This window comes from Amycolatopsis sp. NPDC051106 (assembly GCF_040682775.1).
Taxonomy (GTDB): Bacteria; Actinomycetota; Actinomycetes; order Mycobacteriales; family Pseudonocardiaceae; genus Amycolatopsis.
On sequence record NZ_JBFBBQ010000035.1, the window covers coordinates 21,273 to 36,714 of the forward strand.

Sequence of the window (15,442 nt, forward strand, 5' to 3'; positions counted from 1 at the left end):
GGTCACCGTACGCTGTCGGTCGTGACCAAGTCCTCCGAGCAGACCGTGCCCGCGAAGAGCAGCCCGGACCCCGGTGCCGAGGCCGGCGGTGACCCCCGGCGGATGACCCGCCGAGGCTGGACGCTCGTGGTCAGCGGCTCGCTGTTCCTCGTCTTCGTGGTGCTGGGTCTGGTCGTGCCGGTGCCGTTCGTGGCGATCAGCCCGGGCCCGACCTACGACACGCTGGGTCGCGACGCCGCGGGCAATCCGGTCATCCAGGTCACCGGGCACGAGACCCATCCGACGACCGGCGAGCTGCGGATGACGACCGTCTCGCTGCACGACGGCGTCACGCTCTTCCAGGGTCTCGGCTTCTGGGCCAGCGGCCGCTACGCGCTCGCGCCGCGCGAGGAGTACTTCAAGCCGGGCGAGACGAACGAACAGGTCAAGCAGGAGAACATCCAGCAGCTGCAGGACTCGCAGTCGAACGCTCAGGTCGCCGCCCTGCGCAAGCTCGGCTACCCGATCAAGGTGCTGGCGAAGCAGATCGTCTCCGGCAGCCCGGCTGACCACGTCCTCGCCCCCGGCGACAAGCTGATCACGGTGAACGGCAAGAAGATCGTCGAGGCCGCGGACGTCCGGGCCGCGCTGGCCGGCACCCTGCCCGGCCAGACCGTGCAGATCACCTTCCAGTCGGACGGGCAGCCGGAGCGCACCGTGCCGCTCACCCTCGCCTCCCGCCCCGACCGCAAGGAGGGCTTCATCGGGCTCACCGCGGCCGACCGCGCCGAGGTGCCCTTCAACGTCAACATCTCCCTCCAGGACGTCGGCGGGCCGTCGGCCGGGCTGATGTTCACCCTCGCCATCATCGACCGGCTCAAGGGCGACGACATCGCGGGTGGGCGGCACATCGCCGGCACCGGCGAGATCACCGAGACCGGCGAGGTCGACCCGATCGGCGGGATCTCGTTCAAGGTCGTCGGCGCGCGCGAGGCCGGCGCCACCGACTTCCTGGTGCCCGAGCACAACTGCGCCGAGGCCAAGACCAACGCGCCGGACGGGCTCAACCTCATCAAGGTGTCCACACTGGACGACGCGCTCGCGCAGCTGGCGAACCTGAAGGCGGGCCGCCCGACGGCGTCCTGCTAGGGGAGGAGCGTCGCTTTGAGGGCCTCGAGGAGGTTCGGGGCGAGGTCGGGACTCTCGACGATCTCGTCGATCGCCTCCTCGTCGCCGATCCCGCGCAGCCGCATGACGCACGCGCCCTCGCCGTCGCGCAGGATCGCGGCCACCAGGCGGGCCTCCGTCCGCCGCGGGTGGTCGGCGGCCGCGCGGCGCAGGCTGTCCGCGTCGGCCTCCGCGACGTCCGGCAGCTCCGACTCCGCGCCTGGCGGCAGCACGATGATCTCCTGGGCGAGCGCGCACCCGATCACCAGATCGGGCCACGCGATCCGGGCCAGCGCGTCGGCGAGGTCGCCCTCGGGCAGTGCTTCCTGTGCCACCGGCGTCAGCGGGTTCGCCCGGTCGAGCTGGCCGGCCAGCTCCGGCTGCTCGTCCAGCAGTGCCGCCGTCGGCACCAGCGCGAACAGCTGCGGCGGCTGGTCCCAGCCGCCCGCGGCCATGAACTCCTCGACCTCGCGAGCGAGAGCGGCCACCCCGGCCTGCTGCGGTTCCATGCGCACATGGTGTCAGGCCGGTCCTCGCGACGACGCCGCGAGTCCGGTTTGGGCGGGTCCCGGGAACTTCCCCGGGCATCCGTAGAGTTAGGGAATCAGGGGGCGCGTGCGCCCCTGTTCAAGTGCTGACGAATGACAGGAGCGTGCACCGTGGCGACTCGGCCCCCGGTGAGCCTGCCGAAGCTGTCCCGGCGGAGCCGGATCCTCCTCATCATCGCCGCGGTGATCGTGCTGGCGCTGCTGCTCGGGGCCCGCTTGCTCGACACGTACGTCGACTGGTTGTGGTTCGGAGAGGTCGGCGCGCGTTCGGTGTTCACGACCCAGGTGGTCACCCGCGTCATCTTGTTCTTCGCGGTCGGGCTGCTCGTCGGCGGCGCGCTCGCGATCAGCCTGATGATCGCCTACCGGACCCGCCCGGTGTTCGTGCCGATCTCCGGCGCCGACGACCCGCTGGCCCGCTACCGGTCCGCGATCGTCGCGCGCATCCGCCTCTTCGGCATCGGGATCCCGGTGCTCACCGGCCTCATCGCCGGCCTGTCCGCCCAGAGCGACTGGCAGGTCGTGCAGCTGTTCCTCAACGGCACCTCGTTCGGCCAGACCGATCCCGAGTTCGGCAACGACGTCGGCTTCTACGCCTTCGATCTGCCCTTCTACAACTGGCTGCTCGGCTGGCTGTTCATCGCCGTCGTCATCTCCTTCTTCGGCGCGCTCATCTCGCACTACGTGTTCGGCGGCATCCGGCTGGCCGGCAAGGGCGGCCAGCTCGCCGGCCCGACCCGCGCGCAGCTCGCCATCACCGTCGGCCTCTTCGTGCTGCTGAAGGCGGCCGAGTACTTCTTCGACCGGTACAACCTGCTGCTGTCCGACCGCGGCGCGCCGCTGTTCATCGGCGCCACCTACACCGACCTGAACGCGGTGCTGCCGGCGAAGCTGATCCTGCTGTGCATCTCGGTGATCTGCGCGATCGCGTTCTTCGCCGGTGCTTTCCTGCGCAACCTGCAGCTGCCGGCGATCGCCCTGGTGCTGCTGATCCTGTCGAGCATCCTCGTCGGCGTCGCGTGGCCCGCGGTCCTCGACCAGTTCTCGGTGAAGCCCAACGCGAACGAGAAGGAAGCGGCGTCGATCCAGCGCAACATGGACGCCACGCGCCGCGCCTTCGGCCTCACCGACGTCCAGTACCAGCCCTACACGGGCAGCGCGTCGGCCACGCCGGACCAGCTCAAGGCCGACGCCGGGACGATGTCGAACATCCGGCTGCTGGACCCGAACATCCTTTCCGACACCTTCACCCAGCGGGTCGGCCGCGAGAACTTCTACGGCTTCCCGGCCAAGCTCGACATCGACCGCTACACAGTCAACGGCGTGACGCAGGACTACATCGTCGCCGCCAAGGAGATCAAGACCGAGGGCCTCACCGGCAACCAGACCAGCTGGATCAACAAGCACCTCGTCTACACCCACGGCAACGGCTTCGTGGCCGCGCCCGCGAACACGATTGACCGCGCGGTCAAGGACGCCAACTCCGACGGCGGCTACCCGATCGCCACCACCAGCGACACGCAGAACCCCGGCGGCGCCGGTTCGCCCGGCCCCGGCCAGCCGGGCATCGAGGTCAAGGAACCCCGCATCTACTACGGCGAGCTGTCCGCCGCGGACTCCGACTACGCCATCGTCGGCGGCACCTCCGGCAACGCGCCCGGCGAGTACGACACCGCCACCGACCGCTACACCTACAAGGGCACCGGCGGCGTCTCGATCGACAACTGGTTCAACCGCCTCGCCTTCGCGGCCGAGTACGGCGAACGGAACATCCTGTTCTCCGACGCCATCGCGGACAACTCGAAGATCATGTACAACCGCGACCCGCGCGAGCGCGTCAGCAAGGTCGCGCCGTGGCTGACCCTCGACGGCGACCCGTACCCCGCGGTCGTGGACGGCAAGATCCAGTGGATCATCGACGGCTACACGACGCTCAACAACTTCCCGTACGCGCAGCAGACGCAGCTCGGCGCGGCCACCAACGACTCGCTCAACGGCGTCGCCCGCCAGGCGAACAGCTCGATCAACTACATCCGCAACTCGGTCAAGGCCACCGTCGACGCCTTCAACGGCACGGTGAACCTGTACTCGATCGACGACAAGGAACCGGTCCTCAACGCGTGGGAGAAGGTGTTCCCCGGGCTCGTGAAGCCGAGCTCCGAGATCTCGCCGGACCTGCGGGCCCACTTCCGCTACCCCGAGGACCTCTTCAAGATCCAGCGTGAGCTGCTGTCGCGCTACCACGTCAGCAACCCGCAGGAGTTCTACTCGCAGCAGGCGTTCTGGAGCGTCCCGCAGGACCCGACGGCCGAAGGCGGCTCCAACCCGGCCGCGGCCGGCGCCGCCAACCAGCCCGGCTACTACGTCCTCGCCGACACCCCGGGCCAGAGCAAACCGACGTTCCAGCTGACCAGTTCGCTCACCGGTCTGCAGCGGCAGTACCTCGCGTCCTGGATGTCGGTCTCCTCCGACGCGAACGACTACGGGAAGATCCGCGTCCTCCAGCTACCCAGCGCGGCCACCGGCGCCACGCAGGTCGACGGTCCGGTCCAGGTCCAGAACCGGTTCCAGAGCGATCCACGGGTGGCGCAGGACCGGACGCTCTTCAACAACCCCAACGTCATCCCGATCTACGGCAACCTGATCACGCTGCCGGTCGCCCAGGGCTTCCTCTACGTGGAACCCGTGTACATCCGGCAGCGCAACCAGAACAGCTATCCACAGCTGGCCCGCGTGCTCGTCTCGTACGGCCCGAAGGTCGGCTACGGCGCGACGCTCCAGGAAGCCCTCGACCAGATCTTCGGCGCCGGCACGGGCGAGGCGACGACCACGCCACCCCAGGCGGGGCAGCCCACGACGCCGACGACACCCACCACTCCCACCACACCGACGACCACGCCACCCAACACCAGCGGCGGCAACACGGCACTCGACAAGGCCGTGACGGACATCCAGTCCGCTCTGGCCAAGCTGCGGGCCGCCCAGCAGTCGGGCAACTTCACCGACCAGGGCGCGGCTCTGGCGGCGCTGGATGCGGCGGCCAAGGAGTACGAAGCGGCCAAGACCGCGGCGCCGGGGACCAGCACCCCGCCGCCGAGTTCGCAGCCGGGAGGGTGACGTCAGTTACCAACGGGGTACCTGCTTTGCACCGCCAGGAAAGGGTGGCGTAAGGTAGGTACTACGACGCGGGGTGGAGCAGCTCGGTAGCTCGCTGGGCTCATAACCCAGAGGTCGCAGGTTCAAATCCTGTCCCCGCTACGGATGTGGGAGGCGTGTGTCGGCGGAAATCGCCGGCCGCGCCTCCTTCGCATTTCCCCCTGGGGGTCGAACCCCCAGACCCCCGCCAAGGGGGCTTCGCCGCCCCTGGACCCCCCTGGCGCTTGGTTGCGTTAGCTTGTCAGCCAGCCTTCTGTTGAGCCTGTTGTGTTGCCACGTAGCCGTCGGGGCGGATCAGGACTCGCGTCAGGTCGGGCCAGGGGAGTTCGGGGACCTTGGCTACGACTACCTCTGTGTGGGGTGGGAATGCCGGGGTTTTCGTCAGCAGGATGAACTTTCCACTGTGGAACGAGTCGCCGGCGAAGCCGTTGCCCAGCTTGAAATGCAGGAGCGCTGGACCTCCGGGATGCCCGCCAGGAGGACTCGGCCCACCCGGTACCTCGCCGCCAGGCGGCTGTCGTCTGGGAACCGCGGGTTCCAGCGGATCTCGTTGATCTCCGCCTCCTCGCCGAACCGTTCGCGCACGGCTGTGCGGACCTCCTCCTCCGGCACCTCGGCCCGGAGGTCGGCCGGGCGGTTCAGCCGGTCGCCGTAGCTGAGGCGGTCCTGGTTCGGCTCGCCCAGGGGGTCGCTCGACGTGACTGGTTCCCCCAGTTCCTTAGCATCGTTCAATTGCCAAGCGCTGGGAGGCCGTCACGCACGGCGCGTGGGCCCTGCGACGGATGACGCCGTCCTATCGCGACGGCGGGAAGGTCTTCGCCGGCACCTACGTCGGGGACGCGGGGGCCTCCTTGCCGACGTCGGCCCCGGTTCGAGGACGGCCCGCAGATGGTCCTCAGTGGAGCACGACAGTGGCTCGGGGTGGAGTAACGCCTGGTCAGCGAGTTCAGGTACCCCGGTGAAAAGCCGGTCGCCACCCCGTGTAATCTATTCAAGTACCACAACGGCGCGGGGTGGAGCAGCTCGGTAGCTCGCTGGGCTCATAACCCAGAGGTCGCAGGTTCAAATCCTGTCCCCGCTACCACGAAGAGGCGCGTTCCCGGAAAATTCGGGAACGCGCCTCTTTTGTCATGTTCGCACGAGTTTCACTGCCGACTTTTCCGTGAAACCGTCGAATCACTGCGGATCCCACGATGTGAACCCCGTTTCCCCGCGGTTGCGGTGCGTGTCCGGAGTCGGCCAAGCGGGGAGAACCGCCCGCCGGACTCACCTGCCTGGCGGCGCCGGGACGGCTCTCGTGCGGCTGGTTGGACCAAAGTGCCGCCCCGGTGGTTGCGCAGCGTATCCGGGGTCCACAGTGGACCTGGTCGCATTGGGCCGAACGAGGGGATCTGTCTAGCCACAATGGACAGATCTGCTGACCACTGTGGACACAGCGGCCGATAAGTGGGAATCTAGGGGACGTGTCCGAATTGAATGCAACAGCCGCCGCCCTGCTCGGTCTGCTCCACGACGGTCCCGCCACCGGCGGGCAGCTCGTCGCGGGAGCGGGTGAGCGATTCGGCGCCTTCTTCAGCGTCACCCGCAGCCAGGTGTACCGGGAGCTCCCGGCGCTGTCCAAAGAAGGTCTCGTCCGGCTCGGCAAGCAGGGCCCGCGCTCCAGCCAGCAGTACCTGATCACCGCCGCCGGCAAGAAGGCCTTCAAGGCCTGGCTGACGTCCGAGGCCGGTCCCGACCACCTGCGCAGCCCGCTCATCCTGCGGCTCGTGCACGCGGCGTCGCTGACCGCGAAGCAGCGCCAGGTGCTGCTCGACTCGGCCCGGACGAGCTACAGCCAGCAGCTCGACGACGCGAAGGCGGCCACCAAGGCGGCCGACGGGCCCTACGAAAAGGCCGTCGCCGAGTTCGCCCAGGCTCAGGCCAAGGCCGCGCTCAAGCTGCTCGACGCCATCCCCGCGGCCTGAGGTTCGCGCGCCCACGACCGGCCCTCGCGACCGGTCGTGGGTTTTGCCGTAACCTTGACAAACGTGAGTGATGAGTTCGACGCGGCACTGAAGGACCTGACCGGCAAGCTGACGCAGATCGAGTCGGTGATGGACCTCGACGCGTTGCGCGCCCAGGTGGCCGACCTGGAAGAGCAGGCATCGAGCCCCACCCTCTGGGACGACCCGGAGGCGGCGCAGAAGGTGACGAGCCAGCTGTCCCACCGGCAGGGTGAGCTGCGCCGGGTCAGTGAGCTGCGCCAGCGGCTCGACGACCTCGGCGTGCTGTACGAGCTCGCCGAGGCCGAGGGTGACGCCGGCAGCATGAGTGAGGCCGAAGGTGAGCTCGCCGACCTCGGCAAGGCCATCGACGGCCTCGAGGTCCGCACCCTGCTCTCGGGCGAGTACGACGACCGCAACGCCGTCGTCACCATCCGCTCCGAGGCCGGCGGCGTCGACGCGGCCGACTTCGCCGAGATGCTGCTCCGCATGTACCTGCGGTGGGCGGAACGCCACGGCTACCCGACCGACGTCTACGACATCTCCTACGCCGAAGAGGCGGGCATCAAGTCGGCGACGTTCAAGGTCACCGCCCCCTACGTCTACGGCACCCTCTCCGTCGAACAGGGCACGCACCGGCTCGTCCGGATTTCGCCGTTCGACAACCAGAGCCGCCGCCAGACGTCGTTCGCGCACGTCGAGGTGCTGCCCGAGGTCGAAGAGGTCGACCACGTCGACATCGCGGAGAAGGACATCCGCGTCGACGTCTACCGGTCGTCCGGCCCGGGTGGACAGAGCGTCAACACGACCGACTCCGCGGTGCGCATCACGCACCTGCCGACCGGCATCGTCGTCTCCTGCCAGAACGAGAAGTCGCAGCTGCAGAACAAGGCGGCCGCGCTCAAGGTCCTCCAGGCCCGGCTGATGCTGCGGAAGAAGGAAGAGGAGCGCGCCGAGATGGACGCGCTCAAGGACGGCGGCTCCAGCTGGGGCAACCAGATGCGCTCCTACGTGCTGCACCCCTACCAGATGGTCAAGGACCTCCGGACCGAGTTCGAGGTCGGCAACCCGTCCGCGGTGCTCGACGGCGACATCGACGGCTTCCTCGACGCCGGCATCCGCTGGCGGAAGCAGTCGGCCGCCGTTTAACGGTGCAGGGGGTGTTCGCGCGACCGCTCACCGTGCGCAAACACCCTTTGCTCCACCCGGGTGGACCGGGCAACCGGGGCTTCACGAGACCGGTGGGTAGTATGCCGAATCGTGATCCGGCTCGAAGAGGTTTCCAAGGTCTACAAGACCTCGACGCGGCCCGCGCTCGAGCGGGTGTCCGTCAACATCGAAAAGGGTGAGTTCGTCTTCCTGATCGGTCCCTCGGGATCGGGGAAGTCGACCTTCCTCCGGCTTCTGCTGCGCGAAGAGACGCCGAGCAAGGGCCGCGTGATGGTGTCGAACTTCGACGTCGTCAAGCTGGCCCGCCGCCGCGTCCCCCGCCTGCGGCAGACCATCGGCTGCGTGTTCCAGGACTTCCGCCTGCTGGCCAACAAGACCGTCGCCGAGAACGTCGCGTTCGCCCTCGAGGTCATCGGCAAGCCCGCCCCGACCATCAAGAAGGTCGTGCCCGAGGTGCTCGAGCTCGTCGGCCTCGACGGCAAGGCCGACCGGCTGCCCAACGAGCTCTCCGGTGGTGAGCAGCAGCGCGTCGCGATCGCGCGCGCGTTCGTCAACCGGCCGCTGGTGCTGCTCGCCGACGAGCCGACCGGGAACCTGGACCCCGACACCAGCCAGGACATCATGCTGCTGCTGGAGCGGATCAACCGCACCGGCACGACCGTGCTGATGGCGACCCACGACCACGGCATCGTGGACTCGATGCGGCGCCGCGTCGTCGAGCTGCAGCTCGGCCGGGTCATCCGCGACGACGCCCGCGGCGTCTACGGCATCGGTCGCTGACCCCGGCACTCCCCGCCCCGCCAACGCCCCCGACCTCAAGGACCAGACCCCGACATGCGCGCCAGTTTCGTCTTCAGCGAGGTCATCACCGGCCTGCGCCGCAACATCACGATGACCATCGCGATGATGCTGACCACGGCCGTGTCGCTCGCCATGCTCGGCGGCGGCCTCCTGGCCGTGCGAACGATCGACAAGATGAAGTCCAACTTCCTCGCCGACGTCGAGGTTTCGGTCTACCTCACCGACGACATCAGCGCGACCGACAAGAACTGCACGCAGTCGCTGTGCCAGTCGCTGCGCACGTCCTTGCAGAGCAACGACGGTGTCGAGTCGGTCGTGTTCGAGAACCGCGACCAGGCCTTCGACCGGTTCAAGAAGATCTTCGAGAGCCAGCCGGAGCTCATCCAGCTGACCGGGCCGGAGTCGCTGCCCGCGTCGCTGCACGTGAAGCTGAAGGACCCGGACCGCAGCGAGTCGATCGTGCAGGAGTACGGCACGAAGCCGGGCGTGCGGAAGGTCGACGACCAGAAGAAGTTCCTGGACCGCGTCTTCAACGCCTTCAACGGTGTCCGGAACATGGCGTTCGGCGCCGCGCTCATCATGGCCATCGCGGCACTGCTGCTGATCGCCAACACGATCCAGGTGTCCGCGTTCACCCGCCGCACCGAGGTCGGCATCATGCGGCTGGTCGGCGCGACGCGGTGGTACACGCAGCTGCCGTTCCTCTTGGAGGCGGTGGTCGCCGGCGCGGTCGGTGCGGTCCTCGGGATCATCATGCTGATCATCACCAAGGCCGGGTTCCTCGACTCGGTGTTCACCGGGGACGTGTTCCCGAAGATCACCATGCTGGAGCTGCTGTTCCCGGTGGCGCCGATCCTGCTCGGGGTGTCCGTGGTGATCTCCGCCATCACCGGCTACGTCACGCTGCGGCTGTACGTCCGGCACTAGTTTTAACCAGCTGCTCGTCGTTTCGAGAATCACGTAGAGTGGTCGTATGCCCAAGGAACGTGGCCAGAAGGTGATCGTGTCGAACCGCAAGGCGCGGCACGATTACTCCATCCTCGACACCTACGAGTGCGGTCTCGTGCTCGTCGGCACCGAGGTGAAGAGCCTGCGCGAGGGCAAGGCGTCCCTGGCGGACGCGTTCGCGACGGTCGACGACGGCGAAGTGTGGCTGCGCAACGTGCACATCCCGGAGTACACGCAGGGCACGTGGACCAACCACATGCCGCGGCGGACCCGGAAGCTGCTGCTGCACCGGCGTGAGATCGAGAAGCTCATCGGCAAGACCAAGGAGAGCGGGCTCTCCCTGGTCCCGCTGTCGATGTACTTCAAGGACGGCAAGGTCAAGGTCGAGATCGCGCTGGCCCAGGGCAAGAAGGCCTACGACAAGCGGCAGACGCTCGCCAAGCGCGACGCGGACCGCGACATCAGGAAGGCCATGGGCCGCGCGCTGAAGGGCCGGTTCACGGAGTGACGGCCGGCCCGGCGGATGACGGTGATGTTGCTCGGTGGACGGCGTCGCTGGGCCTGCCGGGCCTGGTCGACCTGCACGTCCACTTCCTGCCGAAACCGGTGATGGACAAGGTCTGGGCGTACTTCGACCGGGCCTCGACGCACTACGGCACCGACTGGCCGGTGCACTACCGGACGTCCGAAGAGGAGCGGCTGGACACCCTGCGCTCGCTGGGTGTCCGCCGCTTCGCGCCGCTCGTCTACCCGCACAAGCCGGGCATGGCGCAGTGGCTGACCGAGTGGGCGCTCGAGTTCGCGGCGCGGGTTCCGGAGGCGGTGCCGACCGGGACGTTCTACCCCGAGCCCGGCGCCGGGTCCGCTGTGGACGGTGCGTTGCGCGCCGGCGCCCGGGTGTTCAAGGCGCACGTGCAGGTGGGCGCGTACGACCCGCGTGACGAGCTGCTGAACCCGGTGTGGGGTGCGCTGGCCGACGCGGGCGTCCCCGTCGTCGTCCACTGTGGACACGGTCCGTTGCGGGGCGACTTCACCGGGTTGTCGGTCTTCGAAGAGGTCCTGGCGCGGTACCCGAAGCTGACGGCGGTGCTCGCGCACGCGGCGATGCCCGAGTTCGGGACGGCGTTCGACCTGCTGGCGAAGTACCCGCGCGTGCACCTGGACACGACGATGGTCGGGGTCCCGTTCGCCGAGCGGATGTCGCCGTTGCCGCCGGACTGGACCGCGCGGCTGGCGGACGTCGCCGACCGCGTCGTGCTCGGCACCGACTTCCCGAACATCCCGTACTCCTACGCGACGCAGCTGCAGGCGATCGCCGGCTGGGCAGCCGACGATCGCCTGGGGGAGCCCTTCCTGCGGGCCGTCCTGCACGACACCCCGCTGCGGCTGCTCACCGCCTGACGGCGGTCCGTTCGCTCACGGCGACCGCGCGGCCCAGCAGGTCGATCACCGGAACCTGCTTGCCCGCCAGGAGGAACCCGGCGACCGCGAGGACCAGCCACGGCACCGGGCCGTGCGCGATCCCGTCCGAGAGCGGCGCGAACCCGTGCGCGGCCAGGCCGAGCAGACCACCGGAGATCATCAGCCCGGCGACGACCAGCTGCGGTACCCGCGCGGTGATCGCGGCGGTGTCGCGCTGCATCTCGAAGTGCGAGAACAGCCGCAGCAGGCCCAGCAGCACCAGCCCGCACACCGCGAACCACGCGGGTGCCATGACGAGCCAGAGCAGCGTGCCCGGCTCGGGCGTCTCGTAGCCGAGGCCGTAGACCGTCACGCCCGCCACCACGATCAGCGCCGGCATGTGCCAGAGGTAGACGCTCATGAACCGCGCGCCGAGCCAGCCGAGCGCGTGCCCGACGCCGGGACGTTCGGCGAGCGCGTTGAGCTGCGGGCGGAAGGCGAGCAGCAGGCCGATCTGGCCCACGGCGAGGAAGGCGAGCAGCACGGTCGGCGGGCTCATGTTCGACACGGGCGCGCCCGGCATGCCGATCATGCTGGCCGGGTACGGGCCGAAGGCGACCAGCGCCGCGGTGATACCGAAGCCGGCGGCCGACAAGCCGAGCGCCGCGCGGCGGGTGAGCGAACCGAGCCGGCCTTCGACGTAGTGGAAGCCGAGCTGGTGGACGGCGACCCAGACGAAGATCGCGTTGGCGTACCCGACGTAGCCGAGGTCGTTGAAGCGCGCGACGTCGACGAGGACACCGGCGACCCCCATGACCAGCGGAACCTTCAGGCCCCAGCGCCGGTGCGCCGCGACCATCAGCGGCGTGAGGAGCACGACCAGGACGTAGACCGCGAGGAACCACAGCAGCTGCGCGGCGATCGCACTGGCGACCTGCACCGGCTGCGGCGGGATGCCGAGGCCGCGCAGGAAGTCCGGCATGACGAGCCAGACGGCCATCAGCGGCAGCACCGGCAGCATCAGCCGCTTGAGCCGCGCGCCGAGCCACTCGCGCGTCGACTTCGCGCGGCGGTAGGAGATCAGGTTGGCCGCGCCGCCGGCGAAGAAGACCAACGGCATGACCTGCGACAGCCAGGTGACCACCCACCAGCCGGGTGTCGCGAGCGCGTTGCCGGTGGCGAGGGTGCCGCCGGAGTAGGAGAGCACCGGCATGACCCAGTGCTGGGCGATGACGGCGAGGATGGCCCCCGCCCGGACGACGTCGAGAAACCTGTCCCGGCCGCCCCGTGCGACCCCCTGGCTTGTCTGCATGCGCTAAGCCTGGCCGGTTCGACCTGCGGGAACAGCGGTGCTGACCGGCGTCTTCGGGGTGCTGTTCACCCCCGGTCGATGCGGGGGTTCTCCCTACCTCAGGCCGTCGGGCTCGGGTTCGTGCTGCGTCGCTGTGACGCGGTACTCCCAGCCGTGCTCGGTGAGGCCGAGCTCGTAGCGGGTTTCGATCTTCGGGCCGCCGTGCAGGTGGATGTGCCGGATGACGGTGCCGGGCACGGGTTCGGCGTCCCCGAGCTCCTGGACGCGGCCGTCGAGCGGGCCGCCGAAGAAGCGGACGCAGCGTGACTCGTCGGGCATCTGCGGGCTCCTCTCCGGCGGGTCCGCTCATGGTAAGTGAGCGGTGTGGGGGGTGCCGCCCGCGGAACGGGTGACCCTATGTCCACTTTACGGGACTTTTGGTCACCGTCCGTCGGATCAGCGGCCCAGATAGGTCAGCACCGCCCGCACCCGCCGGTGTTCCTCCGCGCTCGCCTCGAGGCCGAGCTTCGAGAAGATGTTGCCGATGTGCTTCTCCACCGCGCCGTGCGAGACCACCAGGGAGTTCGCGATCGCCGTGTTCGACAGGCCCTGGGCCATCAGCCCCAGCACCTCGGACTCGCGGGCGGTCAACGCGTCCAGGGGGTTGCGGCGGCCGCGGGCCATCAGCTGGGCGATCACGTCCGGGTCGATCGCCGTGCCGCCGTTGGCCACGCGGCGGACCGCGTCCAGGAACTCGTCGACGTCCGCCACCCGCTCCTTCAACAGGTAGCCGACCCCGCCGGCGCCGCCCGACAGCAGCTCCACCGCATAGGACTCCTCGACGTACTGCGAGAGCACCAGCACCGGCAGCCCCGGGATTTCCTTGCGCGCCGCCAGGGCCGCGCGCAAGCCCTCGTCGGTGAACGTCGGGGGCATGCGGACGTCGACGATCGCCAGGTCAGGACGATGTTCCTTCAGCGCGCCGAGCAGGTCGTCGCCGTTGTCGACGGCCGCGACCGTCTCGATGCCCTCGTCGGCGAGCAGGCGGGTCACCCCGGCCCGCAGCAGCACGGCGTCTTCGGCGATGACTACCCGCATCCGGCCCCCAAGCTCGTGGATGAACGGGGTCCAGCCTATTCACCACTGGCAAGGGAGGTCGGCCCGGATCACGGTCGGCCCGCCGGCCGGGCTGACGACCGTGATCACGCCGTCGATCGTCGCGGCGCGGTCGGCCAGCCCCGCCAGCCCGCCGCCGGGACGCACCTCGGCGCCGCCGTGACCGTTGTCGGTGATCTCGACGACGACGTGGTCGTCGGTCCGCCACACCTTCACTTCCGCTTCGGACGCTCCGGAGTGCTTCGCGATGTTCGTCAGCGTCTCGCCGACGATGAAGTACGCCGTCGTCTCCACCGCGGCCGGCGGCCGCGGATCCACAGTCACCGTCACATCCACCGGGATCGGTGACTTCGCCGCCTGCGCCGACAACGCCGCGTCCAGCCCGCGGTCGCCCAGCACCGCCGGGTAGATGCCGCGCGCCAGGTCCCGCAGCTCCGACACGGCCAGCTTCGCGTCCGAGTGCGCCTCGTCGATCAGCTCCCGCACCAGGTTCGGATCCTGGTCGAACTTCGACTTCGCCCGCCCGAGGCTCATCGCGACCGCGACCAGCCGCTGCTGCGCGCCGTCGTGGAGGTCACGCTCGATGCGGCGCCGCTCGGCTTCGGCCGCGTCGACGCCCCTCGCCCGCGAAGCCTGCAGCCGTTCGGCCTTCTGCTCCAGCCGCGATGTGCGGTCCGGCCCCAGCAACGCGAGACCCAGCTCACCGTGGAGCCAGCCCACCCACGGCGTCACCCAGATCGCCATCGGCAGCAGCACGATCGACGCGATCGCGATCCCCAGCTCCGCACACGCCAGCGGGAACGCCGCCATCAGGTACGCCAGGTCACGCCACGTCGTCGGATCGCTCAGCCGCACCATCCAGCGCCGCAGCAGCGGCAGGCCCTCCTGCGAACGCCGCTCCACCGGCGGCAACGGCACCCGCAGCATCGACCCCAGCCAGGCCCGCTCCCGATCCGCCGACCACCGGATGAAGCTCGTCGTCGCCAGCAGGATCGGGAACCCGACCCACACCACCGCCGTCCCGACCCCCACCGCGATCCCGACCACGATCAACACGAACTGCAGGATCCGGAAGAAGAAGCTCACGATCATGTACACGATCGTGCGAGCCGGGTTCGGCCGCGGGTGCTCCAGCTGTCGCGCCTCGGTCATCCCGCCACCAGGTTCTTCTCTTCCGCGTCTTCCCACCAGCGCTCCATCCGACGACGCTGGGCCACGGTCGTCCCCAGCAGCGCGTTCGCCAGCCGCGCGTGCACCCCCGCCAGCGCCTTGGTCAGCGCCACCGACAACGCGATGAACAACACCCCCAGCGCTGCCCACGGTAGCGCTTCCACCGTCGAATCCACGGCCAGCCACCGTACGTCGTACGACGGGAAGTAGTACGCGCCGTCCGGCAGCCACCGGAAGTAGATCGGCAGCCCGGCCAGCGCCAAGCTCGTCGACCAGAACGTCGTCACCAGCACGAATTCGATGACACCCAGCGGGAAGAGGAGGAAGAAGTAGGTCAGGTCCCGCCACGTCGACGGGTCCTTCAGCCGCCCCTTCCACCGGTTCTTCTGCCCCTCGGCCGGCAACGGCAGATACGGAAGATCGATGTACCGGTCCAACAGGGCGTAAACCCGCGCACGCTCCAGGCGGGCGGCCCCCCGCACCGCCAAAACCAAGAGCGCGAGCAGGCCCACACCCACCCACACCACCGCGGTCCCCAGCCCGGCCGCCGCGAACGACGTCAGCAGCGTGAACGCCACAATTCCCATCGGCAAGTTCATCAGCAGGAACACCACCGACCCACCGAACGGCGGATCCCGCCTCTCGCTACCCATGACCAGGCTCCCTTCATCCCACGATGGTTCCCAGCCTCGCGGTTCGAGCGCCCGGCCGAC

At 69.1% G+C, this 15,442-nt stretch carries 15 protein-coding genes and 2 tRNA genes; 10 read left to right on the forward strand and 7 right to left on the reverse strand.

The genetic code is table 11. From position 1 onward, the window contains the following. The first annotated feature begins 21 nt into the window (after positions 1-21). Positions 22-1,128: a S16 family serine protease gene (locus AB0M83_RS25005; protein WP_364520749.1), complete on the forward strand. Its 1,107-nt coding sequence runs from the start codon at positions 22-24 to the stop codon at positions 1,126-1,128. On the opposite strand, the gene AB0M83_RS25010 is transcribed toward AB0M83_RS25005, so the two are convergent. Continuing rightward, the gene (locus AB0M83_RS25010; protein WP_364520750.1) at positions 1,125-1,655 is read right to left on the reverse strand and encodes a PPA1309 family protein; all 531 of its coding nucleotides are present in this window, start codon (positions 1,653-1,655) and stop codon (positions 1,125-1,127) included. The two genes, AB0M83_RS25005 and AB0M83_RS25010, sit on opposite strands and share 4 nt — an antisense overlap. 132 nt (positions 1,656-1,787) lie before the next feature. Between AB0M83_RS25010 and AB0M83_RS25015 the strand changes: the two genes are divergently transcribed. Together AB0M83_RS25015 and AB0M83_RS25020 are read left to right on the forward strand one after the other, a co-directional pair. Continuing rightward, on the forward strand, positions 1,788-4,811 hold the full coding sequence (locus tag AB0M83_RS25015) for a UPF0182 family protein (RefSeq protein ID WP_364520751.1): 3,024 nt from the start codon (positions 1,788-1,790) through the stop codon (positions 4,809-4,811). A gap of 67 nt (positions 4,812-4,878) precedes the next feature. After that, positions 4,879-4,952, forward strand: a tRNA-Met gene (locus AB0M83_RS25020). Positions 4,953-5,231: 279 nt separating this feature from the next. Here the strand turns inward: AB0M83_RS25020 and AB0M83_RS25025 are convergent. Continuing rightward, positions 5,232-5,582: an FAD-dependent monooxygenase gene (locus tag AB0M83_RS25025; protein ID WP_364520752.1), complete on the reverse strand. Its 351-nt coding sequence runs from the start codon at positions 5,580-5,582 to the stop codon at positions 5,232-5,234. Positions 5,583-5,857: 275 nt separating this feature from the next. On the opposite strand from AB0M83_RS25025, the gene AB0M83_RS25030 reads away from it, so the two are divergent. The 7 genes from AB0M83_RS25030 (at position 5,858) to AB0M83_RS25060 (ending at position 11,152) form a co-directional block, all read left to right on the forward strand. Continuing rightward, positions 5,858-5,934, forward strand: a tRNA-Met gene (locus AB0M83_RS25030). A 379-nt stretch (positions 5,935-6,313) separates the two neighbouring features. Next, positions 6,314-6,814, forward strand: a complete 501-nt coding sequence (locus AB0M83_RS25035; RefSeq protein WP_155544585.1) for a helix-turn-helix transcriptional regulator — start codon at positions 6,314-6,316, stop codon at positions 6,812-6,814. 63 nt (positions 6,815-6,877) lie between these two features. Further along, complete coding sequence (gene prfB, locus AB0M83_RS25040; protein WP_364520753.1) at positions 6,878-7,981, forward strand: peptide chain release factor 2; 1,104 nt, start codon at positions 6,878-6,880, stop codon at positions 7,979-7,981. A 111-nt stretch (positions 7,982-8,092) separates the two neighbouring features. Continuing rightward, on the forward strand, positions 8,093-8,782 hold the full coding sequence (gene ftsE / locus AB0M83_RS25045) for a cell division ATP-binding protein FtsE (protein ID WP_364520754.1): 690 nt from the start codon (positions 8,093-8,095) through the stop codon (positions 8,780-8,782). Between the two features lie 54 nt (positions 8,783-8,836). Next, positions 8,837-9,730 carry a permease-like cell division protein FtsX gene (ftsX, locus tag AB0M83_RS25050; RefSeq protein WP_364520755.1) on the forward strand — a complete coding sequence of 298 codons (894 nt, stop codon included), beginning with the start codon at positions 8,837-8,839 and terminating at the stop codon, positions 9,728-9,730. 46 nt (positions 9,731-9,776) lie between these two features. Further along, positions 9,777-10,259 carry an SsrA-binding protein SmpB gene (smpB, locus tag AB0M83_RS25055; protein WP_013223156.1) on the forward strand — a complete coding sequence of 161 codons (483 nt, stop codon included), beginning with the start codon at positions 9,777-9,779 and terminating at the stop codon, positions 10,257-10,259. Beyond that, entirely contained in the window at positions 10,256-11,152 is an 897-nt protein-coding gene (locus AB0M83_RS25060; protein WP_364520756.1) for an amidohydrolase family protein, read from the forward strand. The genes smpB and AB0M83_RS25060 overlap by 4 nt, the downstream gene beginning before the upstream one ends. Here AB0M83_RS25060 and AB0M83_RS25065 read toward each other — a convergent pair. The 5 genes from AB0M83_RS25065 to AB0M83_RS25085 all read right to left on the reverse strand — a co-directional run bounded on the left by AB0M83_RS25065 (position 11,142) and on the right by AB0M83_RS25085 (position 15,382). Beyond that, positions 11,142-12,464, reverse strand: a complete 1,323-nt coding sequence (locus tag AB0M83_RS25065) for an acyltransferase (protein ID WP_364520757.1) — start codon at positions 12,462-12,464, stop codon at positions 11,142-11,144. The two genes, AB0M83_RS25060 and AB0M83_RS25065, sit on opposite strands and share 11 nt — an antisense overlap. Positions 12,465-12,557: 93 nt before the next feature. Next, a complete protein-coding gene (locus tag AB0M83_RS25070) occupies positions 12,558-12,782 on the reverse strand; it encodes a hypothetical protein (protein WP_364520758.1) in 225 nt (74 codons plus the stop codon). 117 nt (positions 12,783-12,899) lie between these two features. Then, positions 12,900-13,541 (reverse strand): response regulator transcription factor, encoded by a 642-nt coding sequence (locus AB0M83_RS25075; protein ID WP_284749430.1) that lies wholly within the window; start codon positions 13,539-13,541, stop codon positions 12,900-12,902. 39 nt (positions 13,542-13,580) lie between these two features. After that, positions 13,581-14,711 (reverse strand): sensor histidine kinase, encoded by a 1,131-nt coding sequence (locus AB0M83_RS25080; RefSeq protein ID WP_364520759.1) that lies wholly within the window; start codon positions 14,709-14,711, stop codon positions 13,581-13,583. After that, a complete protein-coding gene (locus AB0M83_RS25085) occupies positions 14,708-15,382 on the reverse strand; it encodes a sensor domain-containing protein (RefSeq protein WP_364520760.1) in 675 nt (224 codons plus the stop codon). Before AB0M83_RS25085 ends, AB0M83_RS25080 begins: the two co-directional genes overlap by 4 nt. Positions 15,383-15,442: the final 60 nt, after the last annotated feature.